The organism is Paenibacillus silagei, from assembly GCF_017874735.1.
GTDB lineage: Bacteria > Bacillota > Bacilli > Paenibacillales > Paenibacillaceae > Paenibacillus_AQ > Paenibacillus_AQ silagei.
The window spans coordinates 16,200-40,340 of the sequence record NZ_JAGGLV010000037.1 but is presented as its reverse complement, the minus strand read 5'-3'; the positions used below and the strand labels follow the sequence as shown (position 1 = coordinate 40,340).

General features: G+C 54.2%; 18 protein-coding genes and 1 riboswitch. Of the genes, 2 read left to right on the top strand and 16 right to left on the bottom strand.

The window, feature by feature from the left end; translation table 11 throughout:
* Window positions 1-67: 67 nt before the first annotated feature.
* The 5 genes from J2Z70_RS31420 to J2Z70_RS31400 all read right to left on the bottom strand — a co-directional run bounded on the left by J2Z70_RS31420 (window position 68) and on the right by J2Z70_RS31400 (window position 5,062).
* Window positions 68-1,060: an ABC transporter ATP-binding protein gene (locus J2Z70_RS31420; RefSeq protein ID WP_209879445.1), complete on the bottom strand. Its 993-nt coding sequence runs from the start codon at window positions 1,058-1,060 to the stop codon at window positions 68-70.
* Window positions 1,057-2,046, bottom strand: coding sequence for an ABC transporter ATP-binding protein (locus tag J2Z70_RS31415; protein WP_245368668.1), 990 nt, complete (start codon window positions 2,044-2,046; stop codon window positions 1,057-1,059). Before J2Z70_RS31415 ends, J2Z70_RS31420 begins: the two co-directional genes overlap by 4 nt.
* Window positions 2,047-2,305: 259 nt before the next feature.
* Complete coding sequence (locus J2Z70_RS31410) at window positions 2,306-3,271, bottom strand: helix-turn-helix transcriptional regulator (protein WP_036723123.1); 966 nt, start codon at window positions 3,269-3,271, stop codon at window positions 2,306-2,308.
* Window positions 3,272-3,504: 233 nt separating this feature from the next.
* Window positions 3,505-4,188, bottom strand: a complete 684-nt coding sequence (locus tag J2Z70_RS31405) for a hypothetical protein (protein WP_036723121.1) — start codon at window positions 4,186-4,188, stop codon at window positions 3,505-3,507.
* 187 nt (window positions 4,189-4,375) lie between these two features.
* Window positions 4,376-5,062, bottom strand: coding sequence for a M50 family metallopeptidase (locus J2Z70_RS31400; RefSeq protein ID WP_209879442.1), 687 nt, complete (start codon window positions 5,060-5,062; stop codon window positions 4,376-4,378).
* 211 nt (window positions 5,063-5,273) lie between these two features.
* Here J2Z70_RS31400 and J2Z70_RS31395 point away from each other — a divergent pair, with 211 nt between their 5' ends.
* Both J2Z70_RS31395 and J2Z70_RS31390 read left to right on the top strand, forming a co-directional pair.
* Window positions 5,274-5,783 carry a hypothetical protein gene (locus J2Z70_RS31395; protein ID WP_209879440.1) on the top strand — a complete coding sequence of 170 codons (510 nt, stop codon included), beginning with the start codon at window positions 5,274-5,276 and terminating at the stop codon, window positions 5,781-5,783.
* 12 nt (window positions 5,784-5,795) lie between these two features.
* Entirely contained in the window at window positions 5,796-6,500 is a 705-nt protein-coding gene (locus J2Z70_RS31390) for an AIM24 family protein (protein WP_036723116.1), read from the top strand.
* A 56-nt stretch (window positions 6,501-6,556) separates the two neighbouring features.
* Here J2Z70_RS31390 and J2Z70_RS31385 read toward each other — a convergent pair whose 3' ends face one another.
* From J2Z70_RS31385 to J2Z70_RS31335, 11 genes are all read right to left on the bottom strand, one after another.
* Window positions 6,557-7,012, bottom strand: coding sequence for a Dps family protein (locus tag J2Z70_RS31385; protein WP_209879437.1), 456 nt, complete (start codon window positions 7,010-7,012; stop codon window positions 6,557-6,559).
* A 246-nt stretch (window positions 7,013-7,258) separates the two neighbouring features.
* Window positions 7,259-8,737 carry a potassium/proton antiporter gene (locus J2Z70_RS31380; RefSeq protein WP_209879434.1) on the bottom strand — a complete coding sequence of 493 codons (1,479 nt, stop codon included), beginning with the start codon at window positions 8,735-8,737 and terminating at the stop codon, window positions 7,259-7,261.
* Between the two features lie 129 nt (window positions 8,738-8,866).
* Window positions 8,867-11,551 carry a discoidin domain-containing protein gene (locus J2Z70_RS31375; protein WP_209879431.1) on the bottom strand — a complete coding sequence of 895 codons (2,685 nt, stop codon included), beginning with the start codon at window positions 11,549-11,551 and terminating at the stop codon, window positions 8,867-8,869.
* A 76-nt stretch (window positions 11,552-11,627) separates the two neighbouring features.
* The gene (locus tag J2Z70_RS31370; protein ID WP_209879428.1) at window positions 11,628-13,148 is read right to left on the bottom strand and encodes a glycosyl hydrolase; all 1,521 of its coding nucleotides are present in this window, start codon (window positions 13,146-13,148) and stop codon (window positions 11,628-11,630) included.
* 192 nt (window positions 13,149-13,340) lie between these two features.
* Entirely contained in the window at window positions 13,341-15,671 is a 2,331-nt protein-coding gene (locus J2Z70_RS31365; protein ID WP_342593073.1) for a PA14 domain-containing protein, read from the bottom strand.
* Window positions 15,672-15,685: 14 nt separating this feature from the next.
* Window positions 15,686-15,766, bottom strand: a riboswitch (cyclic di-GMP riboswitch).
* Window positions 15,767-15,903: 137 nt separating this feature from the next.
* Complete coding sequence (locus J2Z70_RS31360) at window positions 15,904-17,277, bottom strand: sugar phosphate nucleotidyltransferase (RefSeq protein ID WP_209879425.1); 1,374 nt, start codon at window positions 17,275-17,277, stop codon at window positions 15,904-15,906.
* A 1,010-nt stretch (window positions 17,278-18,287) separates the two neighbouring features.
* Window positions 18,288-19,628, bottom strand: a complete 1,341-nt coding sequence (locus tag J2Z70_RS31355; protein ID WP_036723416.1) for a UDP-glucose dehydrogenase family protein — start codon at window positions 19,626-19,628, stop codon at window positions 18,288-18,290.
* Between the two features lie 4 nt (window positions 19,629-19,632).
* The gene (locus J2Z70_RS31350; RefSeq protein WP_036723418.1) at window positions 19,633-20,733 is read right to left on the bottom strand and encodes a glycosyltransferase; all 1,101 of its coding nucleotides are present in this window, start codon (window positions 20,731-20,733) and stop codon (window positions 19,633-19,635) included.
* A 101-nt stretch (window positions 20,734-20,834) separates the two neighbouring features.
* Window positions 20,835-21,974 (bottom strand): glycosyltransferase family 4 protein, encoded by a 1,140-nt coding sequence (locus tag J2Z70_RS31345; RefSeq protein ID WP_209879422.1) that lies wholly within the window; start codon window positions 21,972-21,974, stop codon window positions 20,835-20,837.
* On the bottom strand, window positions 21,971-23,161 hold the full coding sequence (locus J2Z70_RS31340; RefSeq protein ID WP_209879419.1) for a glycosyltransferase family 4 protein: 1,191 nt from the start codon (window positions 23,159-23,161) through the stop codon (window positions 21,971-21,973). Before J2Z70_RS31340 ends, J2Z70_RS31345 begins: the two co-directional genes overlap by 4 nt.
* Window positions 23,148-24,002 (bottom strand): glycosyltransferase family 2 protein, encoded by an 855-nt coding sequence (locus J2Z70_RS31335; protein ID WP_036693614.1) that lies wholly within the window; start codon window positions 24,000-24,002, stop codon window positions 23,148-23,150. Before J2Z70_RS31335 ends, J2Z70_RS31340 begins: the two co-directional genes overlap by 14 nt.
* Between the last annotated feature and the right edge of the window lie 139 nt (window positions 24,003-24,141).

Genomic DNA, 24,141 nt, shown 5'->3' with positions numbered 1-24,141 from the left:
AGAGCCGTGCAGGTAGCACAGCTATAAACCAAGGTTCTTCTGTATATGGCTCTAAGATGCAAGCAAATCAGGCAAGCGGTGTATTGGCTTCTCCATCATAGAGATGGCAGGCTGTGAAGTGTCCGGATTCTGTCTCCATCAGCGGAGGCCTGATCACCCGGCACTGCTCCATCACGCGCGGACAACGCGTGTTAAATGCACATCCGACTGGCGCATTCGCCGGACTCGGTACCTCCCCCTGCAGAATGATCCGCTCCTTACGGATATCGGGATCAGGTTCAGGAACCGCAGACAGCAGAGCCTGCGTATAAGGATGCTGCGGCCGGGCATAAAGCTTATGCTTGTCCGTAATTTCGACAATCCGCCCCAGGTACATTACCGCTACCCGGTCGCAGATATGCTTCACCACACTGAGATCATGGGCGATAAATATGTAAGTTAAGCCGAATTCCCGCTGCAAATCCTGCATCAGGTTAATAACCTGGGACTGGATCGATACATCCAGCGCAGAGACAGGCTCATCCGCAATAATCAGCTTCGGATGGAGTGCCAGTGCTCTGGCAATGCCGATCCGTTGGCGTTGTCCGCCGGAGAATTGGTGAGGGTAACGCTGCAGATGGGCCCTGGACAATCCGACTACATCCGCCAGCCGCTCCACCTCTGCCTTGCGCTGCCTGGCATCGCAAGTAGCGTGTACAATCATCGGCTCTTCGAGAATACGCTGCACAGTATAACGCGGGTCCAGGGAGGAGAACGGGTCCTGGAAGACAATCTGCATCTCCCGGCGCTGCCGCCGCATATCTTCCGCAGACAGCTTCGTAAGCTCCTGCCCTTCGAACCAGATCTCGCCCGCTGTCGGCTCAATCAGCCGGAGCAGCGCGCGGCCGGTAGTCGATTTGCCGCAGCCGCTCTCCCCTACCAGACCGAAGGTCTCCCCCTTGCTCACAGCAAAGGAGATATCATCCACAGCCTTCACACTGCCGCGTTCCCGGCTGAAGAAGCCCTTGTTCAGCGGATAATACTTCCGGAGTCCCTTGACCTCAAGCAGGCTCTCACTCATACCGCATCCTCCTGTTCCCTGTCAAACAGCCAGCATCTGCAGCTATGCTGCTCCTCTTGCCGTGTCAGCGCCGGAAGGCTCTGCATGCACAGCTCCATGACCTCCGGGCAGCGCGGTGCGAACCGGCAGCCCTGCATCTCTGTGCTGAGAATCGGCACATTGCCCGGAATGGAGTAGAGACGTTCCTTAGCTTCATCCATCCGGGGGACGGAGGCAATCAGTCCTCTCGTATACGGATGCAGCGGATTTTTGAAAATATCATGTACACTGCCTTCCTCCACCACCTTGCCGGCATACATCACAGCCACACGGTGGCACATCTCGGCTACTACGCCAAGATCATGGGTAATCAGCATAACGGCAGTGCCCTGCTCCTCATTCAGCTGGCGGATCAGCTCCAGAATCTGAGCCTGAATGGTTACATCAAGCGCGGTTGTCGGCTCATCGGCAATCAGCAGCTCCGGGCTGCAGGAGATCGACATGGCAATCATGACACGCTGGCGCATGCCTCCTGATAGCTGATGCGGGTACTCGTCGATGATCGCTTCCGGCCGGGGAATTCCAACCTTGCGCAGCATACCGACAGCATGCTCCCGGGCCTCCTTCCTGGAGCGACCACGGTGTAGCCGTACCGTCTCCATAATCTGCTGTCCAACCGTGAATAAGGGATTCAGCGAGGTCATCGGCTCCTGAAAGATCATCGAGACCGAATCCCCCCGGATCTTACGCATATCCTTCTCCTTCAGCGGAACAATATCGCGGCCCTTCAGCAGGATGCGTCCGTCAACAATTCTCCCTGGGGGGCTTGGGACCAGCTTCAGGATAGACAGGGAGGTGACACTTTTACCGCAGCCGGATTCTCCTACGACACCCAGAACTTCGCCCGGATTAATGTAGAGATCGACACCATCCACTGCCGGAACCTCACCGCGGTCCGTTAAAAAGTGGGTATGCAGGTTTTCAATGCTTAGAATCGGCTGGATCAAGTCTCTCCCTCTTTTCTGTTAAAAATTGAACGAAGGTCAAATGCCTGCTCAGGAAAACTATTTAAAAAGTTAGATATATTAACCAATACCTAACATAATAAGTAATCTAATTAACTTTAAATACATATTACTGTTATTTAATGTATAACTTTACTATGGATGTCCTATCTAGGCAAGGAAAATTTGTACATATAACTAACCCTATGAATTTTATATGAATATATCAGAGCATAAAAGTGTGAGGAAAATATACCTGCAGTTATTTGTACAGCGACAGCCACTTCTCCAGTTGTTGCTTCAGCACATCCCGGTAATATAGCGGCTCCATAATCTCAGCCTCTTCCTTGTATTTCATAATCCAATGAACGAAGCCGATATCCTGCTCCACAGCGACCTTGAAATGCAGGCTGCGGTTCTGGCGGTCCACCCTGCTCGGCTTAACAAACATCTCCTCCTGCTTCAGCCGTTCCATCATCCGCTGCGAGAATTTGACTCTGAATTCAACCTGCAGGCTGTCCTGTTCCAGGGACCACTTCTGCTCCATGAAGGACTGCAGATCGAACTGGTCTTTGGAGAACCACCTGTCCAGCGGATTGACACTGGAGAAGCCGTTAATATGAAAGGTGCGGATGATCCCGAAGCGGTGACAGAAACCAATCAGGTGAAAACGATTCTCTAGCGGGACCAGGCAATAGGGATCAATCCGGATACCTTTTTCTTCGTAGGCATTCTCACTATAGTCAGCCTGTATGCTTCTCTGCTTCATTACGGCATCCAGAATGTCGGTCAGAAAGAGGGGCTGGTCTCCCTGAGATCTGCTATTTTCCGTCCAGTTTGGTCCGGCTTCCTTTTTCGTACGCTCCATTGTTTCTTCCCTTTCTGCCTTTTGCTTATAATCTGCCGCCATCACTTTCTCGTATGCGTCTTCAAAGCCCGGGGGCAGCAAAGGTTTGATCTCCGCCATAATACTGCGCAACTGAGAAAAAGCCTCTTCTTCCTCTTCTGACCAATCCAAGGGGTACAGCGCGAAATTACCGATAAAAGCATACCCCTTGCCATGTCCCATATGAGTAATGGGGATATGCATGGCACTGAGCGCATCCATATCCCGATAAATCGTTCTCTCGCTGTTGCCGCATCGTTCCGCCAGCTCACGGGCCAGAATTCCCGGTTTGGCTTGAACTAGCGTAATGATGCGCATCAGCCGGATCAATCGGTCTGTCATATTCAGTTCTCCTTGACTTATGGTAAAATAGACCCATTATTTTTAAATAAACTAGTTATATATATCTATAACCAAGGATGTAATAACCGAGATAAGAAAATATAATAGAACTATTTTACTATGTTACCACATTTAGATATTACGCATTTCTTTATCTGCTCCGCCCGGTGTGATTCTATATTTGAGCCCTATGTATGGGTAATTCCTATTCTATCTACGCAGCTTCCCAGCAATTATCTCATTCCTATCCTGCTGAGCGGCAGATGCTCTGCCTCCAGTCTTTTATACAGCGCTTCCGCTTCTCTGAGCAGCTGCATATCCCCGGAGCGGGCAGCCATCAGGAGTAGTTGATCGGCCTGCCTGCGAAGAATATCTGCGGGTACCTCAGGCTTGTTCTTCATCCGGGCCTCCTGGGCTTCCGCGATTAGCGCCTCTGTCTGCAGCAGCGCCAGATGCTTCTCCACATGGAAGCAGGAGCCTGCCCCCAGCAAGCCGGTATGATGGGAATATTCAATTCCCAGCTTCTTGAGCGGCAGCTCGCGGATACGTTCCACCGTAGGCTGCTTGTATTGCCATTGCAGCCAGAGGGCTTCATGTATGCCTGCAGGCATACCCGCCATCATGAATTCCAGGGCGATGTACCTGCGCTGCCCGGAATGGATTTTGCCAAGCTTCAGGAGCAGTGATCTCCCCTCTCCCTCTTCTGCACTACAGCCGTAACATCCTGTTACCTTGACATGACTTTCGAGCCAGACACGCAGCTCAATATCCCGGGCTACCACCTTGCGGCTCTTCTTGCGGGAATCCTCCCCTTGTAGCGCTCCCTTCCACTCCACGAGCAGCACTATTTTCTTGGCACCGCCTGCCAAAATACGCTCCTGGCTCCATGTAAACAACGTCTGAATACTTGCTTGCATATTTCCACCTCTTTCTTAATTTGGGTCTTCTATTAATGTACCAATATTGGCGGACAACTCCTTGTCATGGAATGTATGTTCGGTCCTATAATATCGACAAAAAAAGAGCCAACCTACCCCAAAAGGTGATTGCCTCTTTATGAAAGTCTATTCTTTTGTCAAAATATGACGAACAAAGTTTTACGCATTACATCAATCGGACCCGTCTGCCCGCCTTCTCATGCCGGAAGAACAGCCCAAGGGCCCAGGTTGCACACAGCAATGCGAAGAGGAAGAACAGGAGTGACCACACAGGGGCCGGTAAAATGGTCAATCTGGCCAGATTCGCTGCATCCCCTGCCCGGGAAGGTGTCACGACGGAAGCATAGACCAGGAATAAGGTCCCCATCACGGACTCCTCCAGGGTCAGGAACGCAAGAAACAGATAGTACACCTTGCTGACCTTCGGCCAGAGGAACAGCATCGCAGCATTCAGCAGAATGAAGCCGCTCAGCCAGATCATTCCGAAGCCGCCCCGTACATACAGCACAAGCATAATCAGCGCGACCAGGCTGGTCAGAACAAGCCCCCATTCCCGCTTATCTCTACTATAGAAATAGAAGAGCAGCAACGCGAACAGTGAAGCCAGAGGATAACCCGCCAGCGACACCAGGATCGCCTTGCCTCCGGCAGCAATCGCCGAATAGGTCACACCGCTGTGATCAGAATACAGCTCAATGCGCAGCACATTGCCGGAGAGCAGCAGAGTCATCAGCGCGTGGCCGAATTCATGGAACATGGTATCCAGATTACGGAATAAGGAGGAGAACGGAATAAACCGGGTCAACAGAGCGGAGCCCGCCAGGAACAACAGTGTTTTGAGCCATCTATTCATTGAATACAGCCCCTTTCCGTTCACAGTATACGTTAATTTGCAGCGACACTCAATATTATGGAAACCATCCCTGCCTTGACACTGTATTACCTCTTGGTTCTCTCCATAGATACAAAGGGTAATTATGCCTACAGCCGCCCGGGTTGTTCAAACAGCAAGCAGCTATGATAAAATAGGAAGACAATTAGCTCTAACAGGTGGTGATCAGTTGATGAAAAAACGGGTAACAGGAGTGATGCTGAGGCTGCTGGGTTCTTCCCTGCTTATGCTTGGCCTTACTCTCACTTGGCCTGCCCCCGAGGCTAAGGCCAATTATCTGAATGATATATACAATGGAATCCAGAGCTTCTCGGAGCTGCCCGGCGAGGTCAGCAAGCTGCAGGAGAGCTACCGGAAGACTGCCGAGGAGCTTCAGCAGACGAAGGATGATCTCGGAGAAGCAGTGGACGAGCTGGGGCAGACCAAGGAGCAGCTGACGGACAGCCTGCAGCAAATGCAGACGTATCAGTCCCAGAATGCTGCCCTGCAGGAGCAGAACCGCCAGCTCAGCCAGGTCGTGGACGAACTGAAGAATGACCGCACGGCGAGAGAGAACTACTTCAACCGGATCAAGGTGACGGTCATCTCCGGGATTGCTCTTCTGCTGGGCTACTTCCTGCTGATCCGTGTGCTGCGCTTCACGATGCGGTACCGCTCCAGAAGAAGCGACCGGCTGCGTTAAGGAGGATGAAGAATGAATATTGACATTCAGGATGAAGGCGACAGCGGCAGCGGACAGGCGGTTGCTTTTACCGTTCAGGAGAACGAGGAGGTCCATGTGCTGCATCCGCAGCAGATTATTGCTTACCAGGGCCCTTCGGCGGGACGGGCCGACCGGTTCATGGATGTGAAGGGCATGTACCGCAAGCGCAAGCTGATCCGGGCGGATCTGACCGGCCCTTGCCGGTTCACAGCCGCGCTGCCGCCCGGCTACCGGGTCAAGACCATCCAGCTCGACAGCAAAAGCGATCTGCTCTACGACTTCAGGCACCTCTTCTTCTACAGCAAGGGCGTCACGATGCAGACGAGAGTGCTGAGCATGAAGAATATGCTGATTACCCGGGATATCGTCAAGGTCAAATTTTCCGGCCGCGGCAGCATCGGCATTCTGACGGAGGGCACGGTCTGCGAAGCCGAGCTGCATCCCTTCGATCCGCTCTATGTCGATGCCGGCAGTATTATCGCTTATCCCGAGAATGCCAAGCTTGAGCTGACGGTGTACGGCAACCATCTCGCCAGCCAGCATATGAGCTATCACTGGAAGATGACCGGCCACGGGCCTGTGCTGTTCCAGGCCGGACGCCAGAGCAGACGCTTTGAGCGCGACAATAATGAAGACGGTATTATCAAACGCTTCCTGCGGGAAGCCCTGCCCTTCGGCGGTGTATTTATTAAGTAAGTAAAGAGCGCCCGCAGGTGTAACGCGGGCGCTCTTCTATATGTCCTATGCCGGAATTACGCTAGGTAAGCGTTCAGCATCCAGGCTGTCTTCTCTACACTTGTCCGGATTCCGATCAGCAGATCGGCGGTAGGCTGGTCGCTGGCCTCCTCTGCGCTAGTAATGCCCTGCTTCAGCTCTTCAGCTACGGCAGCGAAGTCTTGAACCAGCTGTGCCACCATTTCCTTGGCGCTCTCACCGCCGGCAGCTTCCTTCAGGCTGGAGAGCTTCAGGTACTCTGCCATCGTAGAAGCAGGACGTCCGCCGATGGCAAGCAGCCGCTCAGCCAGCTCATCCACATAACCCGCGGCTTCATTGTACAGCTCTTCGAATTTCTCATGCAGGGTGAAGAATTGGGTTCCGCTGACATACCAGTGGTAGTGATGCAGCTTCACTCCCAGTAACGTCCAGTTCGCGGTCTGACGGTTCAGAACAGCATGCAGTGCAGTGTGGCTGTTAACTTGTGTACTCATTTAAATAACCTCCCGGAATGTGTATTCTACAATACATTGTATTTAGACTCGTTCTAAATCTATATACAATTTAACACACTTTTTACTGTATTGCAATCTAATGTCCCGCATCCTTGATGTACTGCACATTCTAGCACTCCTCCGGGAGCTATCCTATAATTTGAATCACAATTCTGCAAAAGCACATCGATTGACATAAATCACCCGAACCGGAAGAGAAGCTCACATCCTCCCGTAGGATGTCCCTTATACCGTAGGGATATCCGTCTCTGCCGCCCGTCCCAGTCCGCTGCGGAAGATGGCACGCATCTCCTCCCGCTTGCTCTTGGGGCTAAGCACATATACCGTATCTCCGGGCTCAATCACCGTGCTGCCATGCGGCGTCACGATGGTCTTGTTCCGTATAATGGCCGTGAACAGAATATCGTCCGGCAGGCCGATCTCTGCTATCTGCATGCCGGATATCGCCATCTGCCGGTCGATTCCGATATGATTGAATTCGGAATCAGTCTTCCCTAGCGCGACAAGCTCCATCAAGGATGGCTGGGACGCCTGCTCCCGGCCCACCAGCCTCAGCCGCGAGGCCAGGGGTGAAATGGTTGTTCCCTGAATCACTGCCGAGGTCAGAACAACGAAGAATACGACATTGAAGAACAGCCTGCCATGCGGCAGCCCCGCGAGCAGCGGGTAGGTCGCCAGGACAATCGGGACGGCTCCCCGGAGCCCGGCCCAGGAGATCAGTGTCTTTTCACGGAAGGAGAACCGGGACAATAGCAGGCTGAGGAATACGCCGAGCGGCCTTGCTAGGGCCATCAGAATCACGGACAGCAGCAGCCCCTGCCAGGCCACAGCCGCCAGCTCCTGCGGGAAGACCAGCATCCCGAGCAGAATGAACATGGCAATCTGCATCATCCAGGCAAAGCCATGACTGAAATTCATAATGGTGCGGTGGTACATCAGCTCGGAATTCCCCAGCACCAGCCCCATGACATAGACAGCTAGCAATCCGCTGCTGTGTACCATAGCCGAAACCCCGTAAGTCAGAACTGCGAAGCCGACCGCCATGACTGGATACAATCCGGTGGAGTCCAGATTAATCCGGTTAATCAGGTACACCGCCAGCTTGCCGATGATGATCCCGACCAGCAGCCCTACCCCCATCTCCCAGAAGAACGACAGCACCAGACGCAAGACTGCGGTATCCGGGTGCTGCACCCATTCAATCAGCGACACGGTAAGGAATACAGCCATCGGATCATTGCTGCCGGATTCGGCTTCAAGCGTCGAGGTTAGCCGTTTGTCGATATTTTTGCCGCCCAGCACGGAGAATACCGCCGCTGCATCTGTCGAACCGACAATGGCCCCGAACAGGAAGCTCTCCGCCCAGGGCACTCCAAGTATAAATTTGGCAAACACACCGACGATCACCGCAGTCAGCAGCACTCCGAGTGTAGCCAGCGACAACGCCGGCTTCAGAATCGGGCGAATATCCTTCATGCTCGTCTGCATCCCGCCCTCAAACAGAATCACCACCAGGGCAAAAATGCCGGCAATCTGCGTGAGCGAAGCATTGTTGAAATAAATGAAATGGCTGAGTACCATGCCGGCTGCAATAAACAGGACCAGAGCAGGCATGCCAAAACGGGTGGAGAATTTGGTGGAGAGCACGGCGATCAGCAGCAAAGCCGCCAGCAGCAGGATGATTTGATCTGCAAGATGAGTCATGAACCGGTTCACACCTTCCCCGGAGCCGGGTATCCGCCTTAGCCCCATGTATTTTATAGTATGTGTATGATTCTGAGACAGAAAAAAACCCCGGTGGGCTGAATTCCACGGAGGTTATTATGCCGTCCTTCATTCTCTTGAATACACCTGCAGCTCCTGAATGGACCAGTAGTTGCCGCCGGAGCCTGTCTGGGTAATCTTGATATGCCGGGTCTTGACCGGGGCAAACGTAATCTTGGTCTTCTCCAGCTGGCCTTTGCCCGCTGCGACCTGTCTCCAGCTCTTGGCATCCTCCGATACGTGGACAGTGTAGCCGCGCGGATAGTCATATGGCGATAAAGGGTAATCCATATCTATAGCTTCTACCGTATGTTCTGCGCCCAGATCAATCTGGAAGTACTCCCCCGAAGCCTGATGCTTGACCGTATCCCAGCGGGTCCGCCGGTCTCCGTCAATGGCACCTGCCGGATTGGAAGCCTCCTTACTCACACTGGACGTCACCTTCCAGCCTGCCCGGTCCAGCGGGACAAGTCCGGTTGCTGTAATCTGTGTCTTCTCTGACATCACACCAGAGCCGGACACTCTTACAGCATAAGTATAAAGTGTGCCTTCCTTCAGCTTGCTGTCGTTGTACTCGGTTCCCTTCACTGCTGTAGCGATGACCTTCAGCTTCTCGTCCGGGCTGTCCGCCCGGAGCACTTCATAGCTTGCTCCGGGGGCTTCCAGCCAGTTCAGATGCATCGATAATCCCTTGACAGCAGTCGCCTTCAAGCCCTGAGGCGCCATATCCGCCACCTCAGAGGAAGGCTCCAGAATGTACTGCACGCCTTCTCCCGGAGCCAGCGTCTCCGTGAATTCCAGCTCCGGCGAAGCAGCCCTGCCGGTTACATAGCTGCGGGCCTCCTCATAAGTATCGCCCTTGCCGAACCGTTCTCCTTCGTACTCCGTTTTCTTCGGCATAGTGACCTTGACCTTAACGGTCTGCTCCGTCTTCTCGAAATTGACGAAGTTCACCAGCACCTTGTTGGAGGTCGCCTTGCTGCCCGCCAGCGGCTCAAGCGTGGAGGTGTCCACTGCTCTTACGTAGACCAGCTTATCCTTCAGCTCCTCCTTATTGCTGATCTGGTAGGTCAGCGGAGCGCCGTGTGTAGCATAAGCCAGATCCAGCCTGCGCATGATACTGACGCGGGATTCTTCGCCTTCCTTGGTGTAGTAGATCTCTGTAGCCGCCGGATCATGATCCTCCAGATTGAAGCCGTATTTGAACAGGCTGAAATTCTTGAAAAAGGCGGCATGCTGCACGAACATCTCGGCATAGCCGATATGTGCCCGCATAATCCGGTCGAACACCGCTGAAGTCCGCTCCTTGGCCCCATATTGATACGCGTCCACATGGGAGTCCGAGGTGCCGAACTCGGTGGCGAGCATTTTTTTGCTAAGGCCGTCTACCGAGCCCCCGAAGGTCTTCAGGTTCTCCGTGAAGCTCCCGCCCTGTCCGAAAATATAGGAATCCCCATAAGAATGGCCATTCGTCAGATCCGTTACCGCTTCAAGCTCATCGCGCTGCTTCGGATCGCGTTCCCAGCCGTCCGGGTCTCCGCACTGCTTCACCGGACCCTTCTGATTGCCGCACGAGTCTTCGCTGTAGCCCGGCCAGTAGGCCCATCCGGGTGCAACCGTCTGCAGATGCGGTGCGATCGTCTTACCCTTGCTGTTCAGCCACTCGGCTATGGCCAGATTGACCGCTTTGGAACGGTTGAACAGGCCCGGTTCGTTATCCACCTCGTAATACTGGAAGTACGGGCTGTACTTCTGGAAATAATCCGTCAGCTTCTTCTCCGCATCCTCTGGCAGCGTTCCGTCCGCTTTCAGCTTGATATCGCCTGTGTACAGATAGAGCGCTACAGCCTGCATATTGTAATCCTTCAGGACCTTGTAGTACTCCTCCATATTCTCACACGAGCGGCCTACATCGCTGGCACAGCTGGTCCGCATGATATTGCCGCTATAGGCTACACCCAGCCACTTCATAATATAGGGCAGATGGGTAACCGCCCCCTCGTCAAAATAAAACTGCTTGTTATTCACCACCGTCCCCGTCAGCGTATAGCTGCCGTGAATCGGCTCCTTAATCGGAGACTTCAGCGCCTCCAGACTGAGATTATCCCATGTCCACCAGTTGTACTTATCCTCAGCCTCTGAGGAATAGATTCCTCTGGCCGTCCGCAGCGTCAGCTCGTTGGTGCCGCTGATGAGCTGCTCTTTGGGAATGTACAGCTCATAGGTTTTGCGGAAGTCGTATTTGCTGCCTGTTCCGGCAATCCCGGCGATCTGAATGATGCCTGAGAGCTGACGGTTGGAGAACACGCTCATCTGGGGAACGGATTTGTAAGCATCGATAATGCTCACGCGAAATAAGACCCCGTGCTCCGGGATCTTATCCAGCTCATACTGAATCCGCAGCTCCGGGTTGGTCTCCCCGTGCAGGCCGGAGGGCAGTGACTTCAGCTCTGCCGACCTGGCAGTGGTTGAAGCTATGCTGAGTGTCTTCTTCACCCCGCTTGACCCTGCCGCCTTGAACTCACCGGCAGAGCCGTCATGCTTGCCAAGCTTCCATAGAACAGTTCCTTCCGGCATCTCAGGACCGGCATCCTTGGCCGCCGACAATGAAGACAGATCCACATCATCTTCACCGTCCTTCGTCCCGTAATCTCCGAAGACAGAGACGGACAACAGAATCAAGATGATCAGTGCTGCAAATTTTAGTAGTCGGTGGAGATATTTACTGGGTTTCTTTTGAACTCTAGTCCTCATTCCCTTGTCCTCGCTTTCTTCCGGAATTCTGTGCTGTACCGGGCTAACGTCACACTTCGTCTTCCGCGCGGCTTCCTTAAGGAAGCGTCAGCGCACTCTGGGGAATAATCATCTGCTTCTGGCTCTGGCTCCTCCACATCAGACTGACGCTGGCATCCCCGCGGTTCTCGTAATACTCCACCTTGATGGCGTAGGGGGTACCCGCAGAGAGCGTGATGCTGCCCTCCTTGCTCGCACTGCTCTGGTTCTTCCAGCTGTCGATCAGGAGCTTGCCGCCGATCCATACGCGGATGCCGTCATCCGAAGAAGCGGTGAACGTATACTTTTCACTGTAGAGAGGCTTAAGGGTCCCGGTCCAGCGTACCGAGAATGAATCCTTGGGAAGGCCGGGAGCCGGTGAATTGCCATGCCAGTTGAATTGAAGGGTGCTGTCGTTACGGGTAAGCAGCGGTGTGCCGGACAGGTCCATATTGCCATAATACTGGCCTCTCAGGCCGTTCCTTGAGCTTACAGCCGCCGCATGCGTTTTGGCACCCGCCGCGAGCTTGTAATCCTCCCGCGATACCGTGTATTTATGGTTCATGAAGCTTTGAATTTTCACAGTCGGGTTATTCTCAACCAGCATCTTGCCCCATGTCATCGTATATACCCATTTGCTTTGTTTTTGAGACATGATGACAGGGTCTGGAAGCTCTCCGCTCTCCCCGATTCCGATCGGTTTGCCATCGGCCAGCTTCAGGAGGCTGTCATAATAAGACTGCTTGAAATCATTGTCATAAATGTCGGCGGCCAGAATATCCACCTTGGCGATGCCGGGAAAATAGGCGGCATACGGCTCAGACGACTTGTTGGGAGCATTCGGATTCCATACCCACAGCAGATTATTCAGCTTATGCGTATTCACCATGCGGTCATAGACCAGGTCCCAGAGCTTCGCGAAGTCATCCTTCTGCCCCCACCAGAACCAGCCGCCGTTCATCTCATGATAGGGCCGCCATAACACCGGAACTCCGGCATCGCGCAGCTCACCCAGATACTTGGCCACTTCATCCAGCTCAGCTACCAGGGCTTTGTACTGCGGCGTTCCGGGAGTGACATACAGCTTGAATTGACTCTGGCTCAGCGGCTTCTGTACATTGGTCCATACCGGCGCGGTTCCCGGCAGATTCTGATGGAAGGTCATGGCGACAATACCGCCGCCCTCATGCCAACGGATGGCGCTGTCCACGACAGCCTGACGCTGCTTGGCAATGGTCTCCTTGGACTGGTTGCCTATGGCTCCCAGCTCATAGCCATGCAGAACGGCATAGCGGCCGGTTGTGGTGCGGAGCTTATTATTAAATTCATCGGGGCTCTCCAGGTAATCATGCTGGCCGGATATCATCCCCTTGCCGCTGAGATTACTGAGATAGCTTAACAGTGCGGAAGCCTCCTTGGAGGCAGAAGGATTAATGGGCTGTATGGGAGCGGGGGCGGCAGGTGCTGTAACCTTGGCGGCTGCGGGCAGACTGCGCCCTTCCCCCCATGGAAGCAATGAAAGGATAAGGATTAGAGGAAAAATAGTTGTATATAGCCTGTACTTACGGTAAGTGTTCAATGTAATCTCCTTTCTTCAGCCACACTCTCCGGCAGGGCCCCGGAGGTTACGCCTGCCGGATTGTCTGCCTTTCTATAGCTTAGTAGCCCTGCTGGTAAGCAGGGCCATTAAGAGTGGCTTACAGGATTTATAATTGTAACGTCTTAACCAGTAACAGCGCCAATGTTGAACACAGCTGCGGACCTTATGAGCTTACGAAGCGGACGGGAGGAACAACGCGCTTGCCGGAATGGTTCCTTTGGCCTGGCTTGGACTCTGCCACATCAGCCGCGCTTTTGCATCCCCTTGATTCTCATAATACTCTACCTGAATATCATACAGCTCGCCTGCGGTCAGGCTGATGCTGCCCATGCGTTCGGTGCCGCTCTGCTTCACCCAGCTGTCAATCACAAGCTCACCGTTCACCCGTACGCGGATACCGTCATCGGAAGTGGTATAGATCTGATAAGTCTCCGTGTAGAGTGGCCTCATCTTCCCGCTCCAGCGGACAGAGAAGAAGTCTATGCCGATAGCGGCATCCGGCGTGCCTTGGCGCCAGTTGAAATCAAGCACAGCATCGGTACGCACTACAGCGGGTTCGCCCGATAGAGTCATATTATTGAAGTATTCCGCGTACAGTCCATTGGCAGCAGGAACTTCTACCGGCAGATCCGCCGGTGTTGCTGTAGGAGAAGGAACGGGAACCGCTGTCGGCGTAGGCACCGGTGTTGGCGTTGGTGTCGGTACTGGCGTCAGTGTTGGTGCTGGTGTTGGCATTGGTGTCGTTACTGGTGCCGGCGTTGCTGTCTGTGCTGGTGCTACTGTCGCTGCTGGTACCGTTGTCGGTACTGCTGTTGCAGCCGGAGCAGGTATGGATGTGTTGCCTGCTCTGGAGAAAAGCGCACTTGCAGGTACGGTTCCCTTCACCTGGCTGGGGCTCTGCCACATCAGATGGACATTCGCATCGCCTGCATTCTCATAATACTCTACCTTAATATCGTACAGTTGCCCGGCAGTCAAGGCTATGCTTCCTGTGCGGGCAGTTCCGCTCTGCTTGACCCAGCTGTCAATGACTGCTGTGCCGTTCACCCACAGGCGGATACCATCATCCGATGTAGTATAGAACTGATAGGTCTCGCTGTAAGCCGGCTTAATCTGGCCGGTCCAGCGGATCGAGAAGTAGTCTACACCGAGTGCAGCATTAGGAGTACCCTGGCGCCAATTGAAGCTGATGACATCATCGTTACGCACCATAACCGGCGTTCCCGAGAGCGTCATGTTCTTGAAGTATTCTCCAAGCAAGCCATTCTGGGCAGGCTTACTGTCCGTATCACCGGAGGTTGGGACCGGCTTCGGAATCGGCGCAACGGTTGGTGTTGCAGTCGGCGTTGGTGTTACAGTCGGTGTTGCAGTCGGTGTTGCAGTCGGTGTTGGTGTTGCAGTCGGCGTTGCGGTAGGCGTTGGCGTTGCCGTTGGCTTAGGAGCCGCCGCCGGAGCAGACCAGGCCTTATATTGGTCACGGGTCAGTGTGTAGCTGTCATTCATGAAATTCTTGATCGTAGCCGTGCTGTTATTCTCATAGAGCATCTTGCCCCAGTTCATCATGAACACATAATTCTGCTGGGTCAGCTTCAGCTTCGAGATGTTCGGCATTTCGCCGTTCTCGCCGATGCCGATAGGTTTGCCGCCAGCCAGGCTGGTCAGATCATCATGATATTTATTCGAGTAGTCGTTATTATATATATCTGCTGCCAGTACATCCACTCTGGCCGCGCCCGGATAGGTCCGTGCATAGGGATCAGAGTTGGCATTCGGCGCATTCGGGTTCCATACCCAAATCAGATTATTTAACTGATGAACGTTCACGAACCGGTCATACATAATATTCCATAGTGCAGTGAAGTTGTCTTTCTTGCCCCACCAGAACCAGCCGCCGTTCATTTCATGGTAAGGTCTCCACAGAATCGGAACCTTAGCGTCCCGCAGGCTTTTCAGGGAGACAGCTACTTTATCCAGATCGGTGATCAGCGCATTATACTCTGGCGTGCCGGGGGTTACGTATTTGTTAAATTGCGCCTGAGTAATTGGCTTCTGCACATTGGACCATTCGTACTTGGTGCCCGGCAGACTCTGGTGGAAGGTCATGGCGACAATGCCGCCCGCTCTGGACCAGTTCGTTGCACTCCAGACGATATTTTTGCGTTGTGCAGCTACTCCGCTCTCGCTCTGTCCACCGATTGCTCCAAGCTCATACCCATGCAGTGCGGCGTATTGTCCGCTTGTTCCCTTCAGCTTGTTGCTCAGCTCATCCGGACTTTCGAAATAGTCATGCTGCCCTGTAATGATTCCGTTCCCGGAGATCTCATAGAGACTGTTCAGCAGCTTGACCGCCTCGGCTGAAGCATTAGGATTCACTGGTGCTCCTGTAGAGGAAGCAGCCTTGACAGTGGACGGGGCGATTCCCAGTCCCACGGGTACAGCAGACAATACCACGGCCAGCGACAGCACAGCGCAGAGCAAACGAGACTTACGGTAAGTTTTCACAATATTCTCTTCCTTTCGGTAGCCAGGCTGCCACTCTTGCGAAGGCCCTATAGCTTTGCGTCCCTATCTTTCGATTAGGTTTGCCATTGTCGTTTTGGAAGGATCAATCCCTCTTACCGTAAGTATCGTCGATATGCAAATTTAATGTAGAGTAAAAACAAATTTTGTCTGAAAAATAGTTCTAAATGCCTGATTTAAAATTGTAACAATTGGTTAAATAGATAAGTTAGACCTACGAAATGAACTGATGTAGAGCGATATCCTCCCAGTCCAGAGTAATACGGATATTGTCCTCCTCTACCAGCTCAGACCCTGTCTGCACCTCAATGAACTCCACATCGGTAAGAGCAAGAATGGCATGCTTGGTCCCTTCCGGTATCCGCACCACATCTCCCGCCTTCACCTTATGCATCTTCTCATTGATGACAATGCTGGCTTCCCCGCTGACGAAGGTCCAGATTTCACTGCGTTTGTGATGCAGCTGGTAGCTGATATTTTTGCCCTCATTGATGAAAATCCGCTTGGTCAGCACCTCGTTGCCCTCATCATATTTCACATAATCGATCACCTTGTAGTGGCCCCAGCGGCGCTCTTCGTACATCGGTCTTTGTTCAAAAGTCTTCAGCACTTCCTTGATCCGCGGACTCTCGGCCTTGTGCGTCACCAGAATGCCGTCCGGGCTGGCGGCGATAATCAGATCCTTCGCCCCGATTACCGTGATTGGAATATCCAGCTCGTTAATGAGGCAGGTGCCTTCGGAGTCAGCGGTGATAAAGCCTTTGCCGACATGGTTACTGGTCATTTCCTCGGTCAGCGTATTCCAGGTGCCCAGATCTTTCCAGAATCCGGCGTAAGGCTGTACGACGATGTTCTCTTCTTTTTCCACCACTTCGTAATCGAAGCTAATCGAGGACAGCAGCTTATACTGCTTCTGCAGCTCCTCGTAATTGAGCGGCAGCCCTTTGCGCTGCAGGATATCCAGCAGGTAACCCAGACGGAAGGCGAACACTCCGCAGTTCCAGAGCGCCCCTTTGCCGATCAGCTCCTCGGCCTGCACACGGTCCGGCTTCTCCTGGAAGTGGCTCACCTGCAGGTAACCATTCGCTCCCGCATCTGCGCCCGTTGGAATAATGTAGCCGTATTTCTCCGAAGCATGCTCGGGAACTACGCCCATCAGCGCCAGGTTCGCCCCGCTCACCAGCATGGTGTTCTCCAGTTGCAGCACCGTTTCGAAAAAGGAGGATTCCACGTATGGGTCCACCGGCAGAATCGCCACGGTCTCGCTTGGGGACACCCCCGCGATGGAATACAGGTAGGCCGCCGTCAGCGCAATAGCCGGGAAGGTATCCCGCCGCTCCGGCTCCACAATGATCGGCACCTCGCTGCCGAGCTGGCTCTGAATCATCTCCACCTGGCTGCGCCCGGTCGCCAGATACGAGGACCCGGCCATGCCGTTCTCCTCCAGCTGTCTCCATACCCGTTGTACCATTGATTCCGGTTCACCTGCCGGGCTTGCCAGTACCTTCAGAAATTGCTTGGAGCGTGAATCATTGGACAACGGCCAGAGCCGCTTGCCGGAGCCGCCTGATAGAAGTACTAGTTTCATAGTGAACCCTCCATATCGTATTGTTATTGGGTATTTCTTGTTGCGGAGCTGTGAGTTAAAATCCCGCCTGTTATGAGGGTCGCTGCAAGGAATTTTGGGCTTACGGCCGCTGTTGTCTCCAGATGTTGTTGATTATATTGCTTGCAGCAGATAACATCCGGAGACAAAGGCGGACGCTAACGCTCCTACAGCTCCAAAATTCCTCTCCGCTCCATTTCATAACAGGCTTGTGATTTTATATCCGCTTCGCCCGCTGGCGAAGCTCCCGGCTAAAGATCCGATATTGCCGCTTGTTGTAGCGGCAAGGGGAGCCGGGCCGCCGCTATGCATGCGCGGCAGCAGTTGAATCCTGGTTGCCGGCAGCCTGCCTTCACGACAATTGAATCCCTGGTTGCCGCCTACTGTTGCGGCGGAGAAAAATTCAAAGGCTCAAAGACTCTTAAGTGCCGCTTGTTCCAAGGCGTCGCCGCTGACCTAGCGGCTGGAGAGAACAAGAGTTCCAAGACAATGGAATTCAAGACCTGGATTCAAGACCTGGATTCAAGACTCTTGTGCCAAGGGCTGCCCGCACAAGTTCGCGGCGGCAGAAGCTAGTTAGTTAAGTACTAGGCACTAGTGCTCCTCATTTGCTCGTTTAGCCAACTTTCCCGGGATTCAGGGGCATTTGTGCTCCTCATTTGCTCGTTTAGCCAACTTTCCCGGGATTCAGGGGCATTTGTGCTCCTCATTTGCTCGTTTAGCCAACATTCCTGGGATTCAGGGGCATTTGTGCTCTTCATTTGCTCGTTTAGCCAACTTTCCCGGGATTCAGGGGCACTTGTGCTCTTCATTTGCTCGTTTAGCCAACTTTCCCGGGATTCAGGGGCACTTGTGCTCCTCATTTGCTCATTTAGCCCGCATCCGGGAAATCAGGGGCACTTGTGCTCCTCATTTCTCCGCGCAAGCGACTTTCGGCGCGGCGCCTCCAGAAAGGGCTGACTTGCCCTGGATCGCTGCCATGGATCGTCGGCTTACACCGCGCCAGCCACGCTGGCGGAGAATCCGCTAAGCCCGCCCATCTGCGGGCGGCCGACGGAGATATATTCGAGACCGGTGCCTTCGATCTGCTCTTTGGTATAGACGTTGCGGCCGTCGATCAGCACCTGGCGGCGCATGGTTCCGGCAAGCTGGTGCAGGTTGATCTCCTTGAACTGGCTCCAGTCGGTCAGTAGGCAGACAGCATCGCTGCCCTCGGCTGCCTCTTCGGCCAGTCCGCACCAGCGGAGCTGCGGGTGATCGTATTCCTTGCGGAAGTTCTCGGCGGCGATGGGATCGTACAGCTTCACGATGGCGCCCTCGGCGACCAGCGCCTCGACGATCTCACGGGCCGGGGCCTCGCGGACATCATCGGTATTGGGCTTGAAGGCAAGCCCCCAGATGCCGATGACCGCGCCGCGCAGGCTGCCGAGCGATTCATGGAGCTTGGAGATAATCATGAAGCGCTGGCCTTTATTGACTTCAACGACGGATTTGAGCAGCTTGAACTCATAATCCACATTCCCGGCAATCTGGATCAGCGCATTGGTATCCTTCGGGAAGCAGGAGCCGCCATAGCCGATACCGGCCTGCAGAAAGGTCGCGCCGATTCTCTGGTCCATCCCCATGCCGCCTGCGACTTCGGTGACATCCGCTCCTACCTTTTCGCAAATGTTGGCAATCTCATTAATGAAGGAGATCTTCGTCGCCAGAAAAGCATTCGAGGCATATTTGATCATCTCGGCGCTGCGGATATCCGTGACGAATACATTCTCTGTGAAGCCCTTATGCAGCTCGCGCATGGTCGGCTCAAGCGCCTGATTATCCAGTCCGATCACGATCCGGTCGGGATGAAGCGTGTCGCGGATGGCAGAGCCTTCACGGAGGAATTCAGGCGCAGAGACGATATCGAAGGGATGATTTGTGAGGGAGGAGATCAGCTGGCGGATGCGCTCATTGGTTCCAACAGGGACGGTCGACTTGGTCATAATGATCTTATAGCCTTCCATCGCCTGTGCAATCTCGGCAGCGGCCCCTTCGATATATCTCAGGTCGGCTTCGCCGCCCGGCAGAGAAGGTGTACCCACAGCAAGAATGACGATATCGGAGCGGCGGACCGACTCCTGAAGATCGGACGAGAAGCTCAGCCGCCCCTCGCGCAGATTCATTTCAATCAGGGCTTCAATGCCCGGCTCATAGATAGGGGATTCCATCCGGTTCAGCTTCTCGATCTTCTGTTCATCCTTATCCACACAGATGACATGATTTCCATTTAGGGTAAAGCATACGCCTGATACAAGTCCTACATAGCCGGTACCAATCACTGCGAGTTTCATACTTTCATCCTCCTTTTAGGAAATTGACGTAGGCCTGTTCCACATACTGCTTGAACTGAACCATAAACGCCTGCTCATCGAATTTGCGTGCATGGCCCATAATCTGGTCGATATCCCACGCATAGGACTCCACCTCATCAATGGCCTTAAGCAAATCATCAACTTCCTGATGCTGGAAAAACACGCCGTTAACGTATGGAATAATCGTGTCCAGCGCTCCCCCGGCCTGATAGGCGATGACCGGTCTTCCAGCAGCATTCGCCTCCAGCGGCGTGATGCCGAAATCCTCTTCCCCCGGGAAAACAAACGCCCGGCACTGGGACATCAGCCCTGTGACTTCCTCATCCTCCAGCCGGCCCAGAAACGAAACGTTTCCCTTGGCCATGCCTTCCAGACGCTTCCTGTCCGGTCCGTCCCCAACAATATACAGCTTAAGCCCGTTACGGTTGAACGCCTCCACCGCCAGATCGATCCGCTTGTAGGAGACCAGCCGCGAGACAATCAGATAATAATCGCCGATGCTCGTAGAGCTGGAGAAGCGGGCCGTATTGATGGGCGGGAAAATCACATCGGAATCCCGGTGGTAATAATTCTGAATCCGCGTCTTCACGACTGAGGAGTTAGCGACGAACTGGTTCACATTTTTGGAGGTGCGCTGATCCCAGTTCTTGAGCCGCTGCATATACACCTTGAGCAGTCTTTTGAATAACCCGGAATTCGATTGCCGCTCCATGTATGTGTCATAGTCCCAGGCGAAACGCATCGGCGTATGACAGTAGCACAGATGGAAGGTGGATTCGGGCACCTGGATGCTTTTCATAAAAGCACTGCTGGAGCTAAGAACGATATCATACCCGCTGAAGTCCAAATCGCGGACAGCCATGGGGTAGAGCGGGAGCACCCCTTTGAAGTTACGCTTCACTCCCGGAATCTTCTGCAGCCAGGAGGCCCGGATATCGGCATCTTTGAGGTTATCGGTCAGGCGGCTTCCGTTAAAAACCGTTGTGAAGATCGGAGCTTCCGGGTACATGTGATGGAAAACCTCCACCACCCGTTCCGCCCCGCCCATCTGGATTAAATAATCGTGCGCGATCGCAATTTTCATGTGAATCATCCTCAAAGTTTTATGGAGCAGCATCATTAAGCAGTACACGCATGGCTAGAGACAGATATGATGCAAGCCTTAAGCATTATGGAGCGGGAAGGTCAGGTGACTGCCAGCAGACCTTTGTAGTAAGCGACAATATCCTTGACCGTGTTCTCGATGACAAAATGCTCTTTCACCCGTCTCATTCCATTGTCCGCCATCCGTCTACGCTCTTCGGGATGGTTCAGCATCCAGGTGATGGAGTCTGCAAGTACAGTAGCATCTCCGGGCTGGATCAGCAGTCCTGTCTCACCAGGAACTACGATCTCTACCGGACCGCCTTCATTGGAGGCAATCACCGGCAGTCCGGCTGCCATGCCTTCGACGATGACCTGGCCGAACGGCTCAGGAGTGATCGACGTATGAATCAGTAAATCCGCTTGGTTCATGAGTCCTTGTATATCATCTACATGACCCAGCAGGCTGACATTGGTGATGTCCCCCTGCTGCATCTGCGCAATTAATTCCTGCTTGTATTCTTCCTCCCCGAACAGGGCGTCACCGGCCAGCCAGAATTTCACGCGGCTGTCCTGCTTGAAGGCTTTGGCCGCTTCCAGCACAATATGCTGGCCTTTCCAGTGGGCGAGCCGCCCGACCAGCAGGACGTTGAAGTCCTTCCGGTCCCGCCGGCCGATCCCTTCACCGATCGCCTTGGCGAAGGCCGAGTAGACGACCAGCGTCTTCTTCGAGCGCGGCAGCTCCAGTGCATTCAGCGTGGAGTGGGAATTGGCAATGACCCCGTTCGGCAGCAGGCGTGACAGCAGCCGGATCGCCTTGGCGACAACCGGCTTCAGATAAGGCGCCCCGATGTGATCCCGGATGTGCCAGATCAGCGGCACACCTGCTTTTTTGGCAGCAACAGCTCCGTAAAAGGCCGATTTCAGGGAATTGGTATGCACGCAATCCACCTTCTCTTCCTTCAGCAGCGGAGCCAGCTTACGGCCATAAGCCAGCAGCTTCATAGCAGCCGCCGGAGCCCCAAGATTCACGGCATTGCGGCCGCGGCTGCGGATGCTCTCATCCAGCGGGATAATGCGGACATCGATGCCCTTCTCCCGCAGACGTTCGGCAAGCGTGCCTTCCTCTGCCAGGATCACCAGCGGCTCAATCTGCTCACCGATGTTGGTGAGGATGTTGAACAGGGCGACCTCGCCCCCGCTCCATTTGGCGGTGTGGTCGATATAAGCGACTTTGATCATCCTACGCTCACACCCTTTCCCAAGGTTTCGAGGAATACAGACTCAATCTTGTCGCCCACATGCTGCCAGGTGTACTTCTCCAGCACATGATTCCGGCATTCGTCCCGGCCCGGCAGCAGCTTGCGGTTGCTCAGCATATGAATCATGCCTTCCGCCATATCCTCGCTGGCCGCACTCTTGAACAGCAGCTCCGGACGGAAGCCCTGGAGAATCTCCTTATTGCCGCCGACCGGCGTAGCCATCACCGGCAGCCCCGAGGCCAAGGCTTCAACGGTGATCAGGCCGAAGCCTTCCAGTGCCTGGGAAGGAACAACGAACATATCTGCCGCCTGATAATAGGAGGCCAGCTCATGATCGGGAATGTACCCGAGCAGCCGGACCTTGTTGCCCAGCCCGTAATCGGCGATCCGCTCTTCCAGCTCCCCGCGCAGCGGGCCCTTGCCCCCGATCAGCAGAATTGCGTTCGGGAACCGTTCTGCCACCTGCTTCCAGGCTTCTAGCAGCTGCAGCAGCCCCATCCGGTTCATCAGCCGGCGGACGGTCAGGACCGTTGTTGCGCCTTCCGGCAGATTCAGCGTCCGGCGGATCGCCAGCCGGTTCGTCGCGGGCGTGAACCGCTCGACATTGGCCGCTCCCGGAATGACAGTAATCTTATGCAGCGGTACACCATGCAGTTCGTGCAGCATGTTACGGAAGTAATCGCTGAGGACGATGAATTTGTCCGCCAGCTTGTAAGCCTTATGTTCTATCGATTTGGCAATCGTTGTTTTGACCTTATGCTTGATACCTTGACCTTCGATCTTCATCTCTTCGTTCCACGGGCCGTGGAAGGTCATGATGACCGGAATCCCCCGCTTCTTCGCTTCAATCGCCGGCCCGATGCCGTAAGGGGCGAAGTGGGTGTAGAGGATATCAATCCGCCCGCTGCCATCCCCCATCAGGGAGGCCGCCTTGCGCTGGAAAGCATCCTTGCGCTTCCAGATCGTCTCCTTCGGATCACCGGCATTGTGGATGATCAGTTCCTTCGGCGTCTCCGGTGTTTCCTGGCTGCAGATCAGGGCATGCACCCGGTTCCGTGAAGAGAGCTGCTCACACACGGATTTGAAATAGGTGTTCAGTCCTCCGGGCTGTAACGAGGGCCAGCTGAGGCCGGTCGTCATAATGTTGAGTCCGTCATTGTACGACATAGCTTCTCTCCCCCTTGTTCTCCTTCTCGGCCTGACCCGCTTCGTTATGCCGGGCCAGCCTGCCTGCGCTGTGCAATTCGTAATGCTTGAAGCCGACCATGAATTCATACATCACCCAGAAGACGGATACCGCGAAGCCCGAGATGCCTTTCTTGAACAGGCCATGCAGGAAATACTTCTGCAGGAAGCGTGCCGGCGGACGCAGCAGCAGGTGGCTCAGCTTGAACGGCTTGCCGCTGGCGAATGCACTCTCTGCTTCCAGATCGGTGTATTTGTTGAACCGGGCGACATGATCGTTGATGCTGCGGAAGCCTTGATGCCACAGCGTTCCGTTCAGCTTCACGGTCCGTTCCTCGGACACCTCTGGCATCTCATGCACCAGAGAGTTGCGGATACCGTATTCCTTGCGGTTATACAGCCGCACCAGATACTCGCCTTTATCCAGCCATTTGCCTAGGAAGTCGCCAATCCGGTACAGCGAGAACGCGACCGTAGCATCGGTCAGTCCCGGCTTGCGCTCCAGGATATCCCGGGCCAGCTCCTCGCTGACCACTTCGTCAGTATCAATCAGGAAGACCCAATCATGGATGGCACGTTCCACTCCGAATTCCCTTTGCTTCGCATATCCGGGCCAGGGGTTGACATACACCCGGCATCCGAGGCTCTCGGATAGCCCAACGGTCCCGTCTTTGCTTCCTCCGTCGATTACGACCACCTCATCGGCGAATAACCGGCAGGACTGAATGGCTTTGGATATCCGAACTTCGTCGTCCTGGGCAATGATGACCGCCGAGATCGGGTAGCTGCCCCGGCCGCCAAGCACGCTTGTTACTGAATCCATGATAGGTATCCTCCTTATATGGTCTGGTGTGTGTCGTCGCTGCGGGAAAATTTGGGCTTCCGATCGCTGTTGTCTTCTGATTTCCTGATTTAGGACCGCTAGCTGTGGTAGAAATCAGAAGACAAAGGCGAACGCTGAC

What these genes read in the sequence shown, in the direction of transcription:
- J2Z70_RS31410 (WP_036723123.1), bottom strand. Translation starts at nt 3,271, where the DNA reads ATGACAGACCGATTGATCCGGCTGATGCGCATCATTACGCTAGTTCAA.
- J2Z70_RS31395 (WP_209879440.1), top strand. Translation starts at nt 5,274, where the DNA reads ATGAAAAAACGGGTAACAGGAGTGATGCTGAGGCTGCTGGGTTCTTCC.
- J2Z70_RS31345 (WP_209879422.1), bottom strand. Translation starts at nt 21,974, where the DNA reads ATGATCAAAGTCGCTTATATCGACCACACCGCCAAATGGAGCGGGGGC.
- J2Z70_RS31335 (WP_036693614.1), bottom strand. Translation starts at nt 24,002, where the DNA reads ATGGATTCAGTAACAAGCGTGCTTGGCGGCCGGGGCAGCTACCCGATC.
- J2Z70_RS31385 (WP_209879437.1), bottom strand. Translation starts at nt 7,012, where the DNA reads ATGAGTACACAAGTTAACAGCCACACTGCACTGCATGCTGTTCTGAAC.
- J2Z70_RS31400 (WP_209879442.1), bottom strand. Translation starts at nt 5,062, where the DNA reads ATGAATAGATGGCTCAAAACACTGTTGTTCCTGGCGGGCTCCGCTCTG.
- J2Z70_RS31360 (WP_209879425.1), bottom strand. Translation starts at nt 17,277, where the DNA reads ATGAAACTAGTACTTCTATCAGGCGGCTCCGGCAAGCGGCTCTGGCCG.
- J2Z70_RS31340 (WP_209879419.1), bottom strand. Translation starts at nt 23,161, where the DNA reads ATGTCGTACAATGACGGACTCAACATTATGACGACCGGCCTCAGCTGG.
- J2Z70_RS31405 (WP_036723121.1), bottom strand. Translation starts at nt 4,188, where the DNA reads ATGCAAGCAAGTATTCAGACGTTGTTTACATGGAGCCAGGAGCGTATT.
- J2Z70_RS31380 (WP_209879434.1), bottom strand. Translation starts at nt 8,737, where the DNA reads ATGACTCATCTTGCAGATCAAATCATCCTGCTGCTGGCGGCTTTGCTG.
- J2Z70_RS31375 (WP_209879431.1), bottom strand. Translation starts at nt 11,551, where the DNA reads ATGAGGACTAGAGTTCAAAAGAAACCCAGTAAATATCTCCACCGACTA.
- J2Z70_RS31390 (WP_036723116.1), top strand. Translation starts at nt 5,796, where the DNA reads ATGAATATTGACATTCAGGATGAAGGCGACAGCGGCAGCGGACAGGCG.
- J2Z70_RS31355 (WP_036723416.1), bottom strand. Translation starts at nt 19,628, where the DNA reads ATGAAACTCGCAGTGATTGGTACCGGCTATGTAGGACTTGTATCAGGC.
- J2Z70_RS31420 (WP_209879445.1), bottom strand. Translation starts at nt 1,060, where the DNA reads ATGAGTGAGAGCCTGCTTGAGGTCAAGGGACTCCGGAAGTATTATCCG.
- J2Z70_RS31350 (WP_036723418.1), bottom strand. Translation starts at nt 20,733, where the DNA reads ATGAAAATTGCGATCGCGCACGATTATTTAATCCAGATGGGCGGGGCG.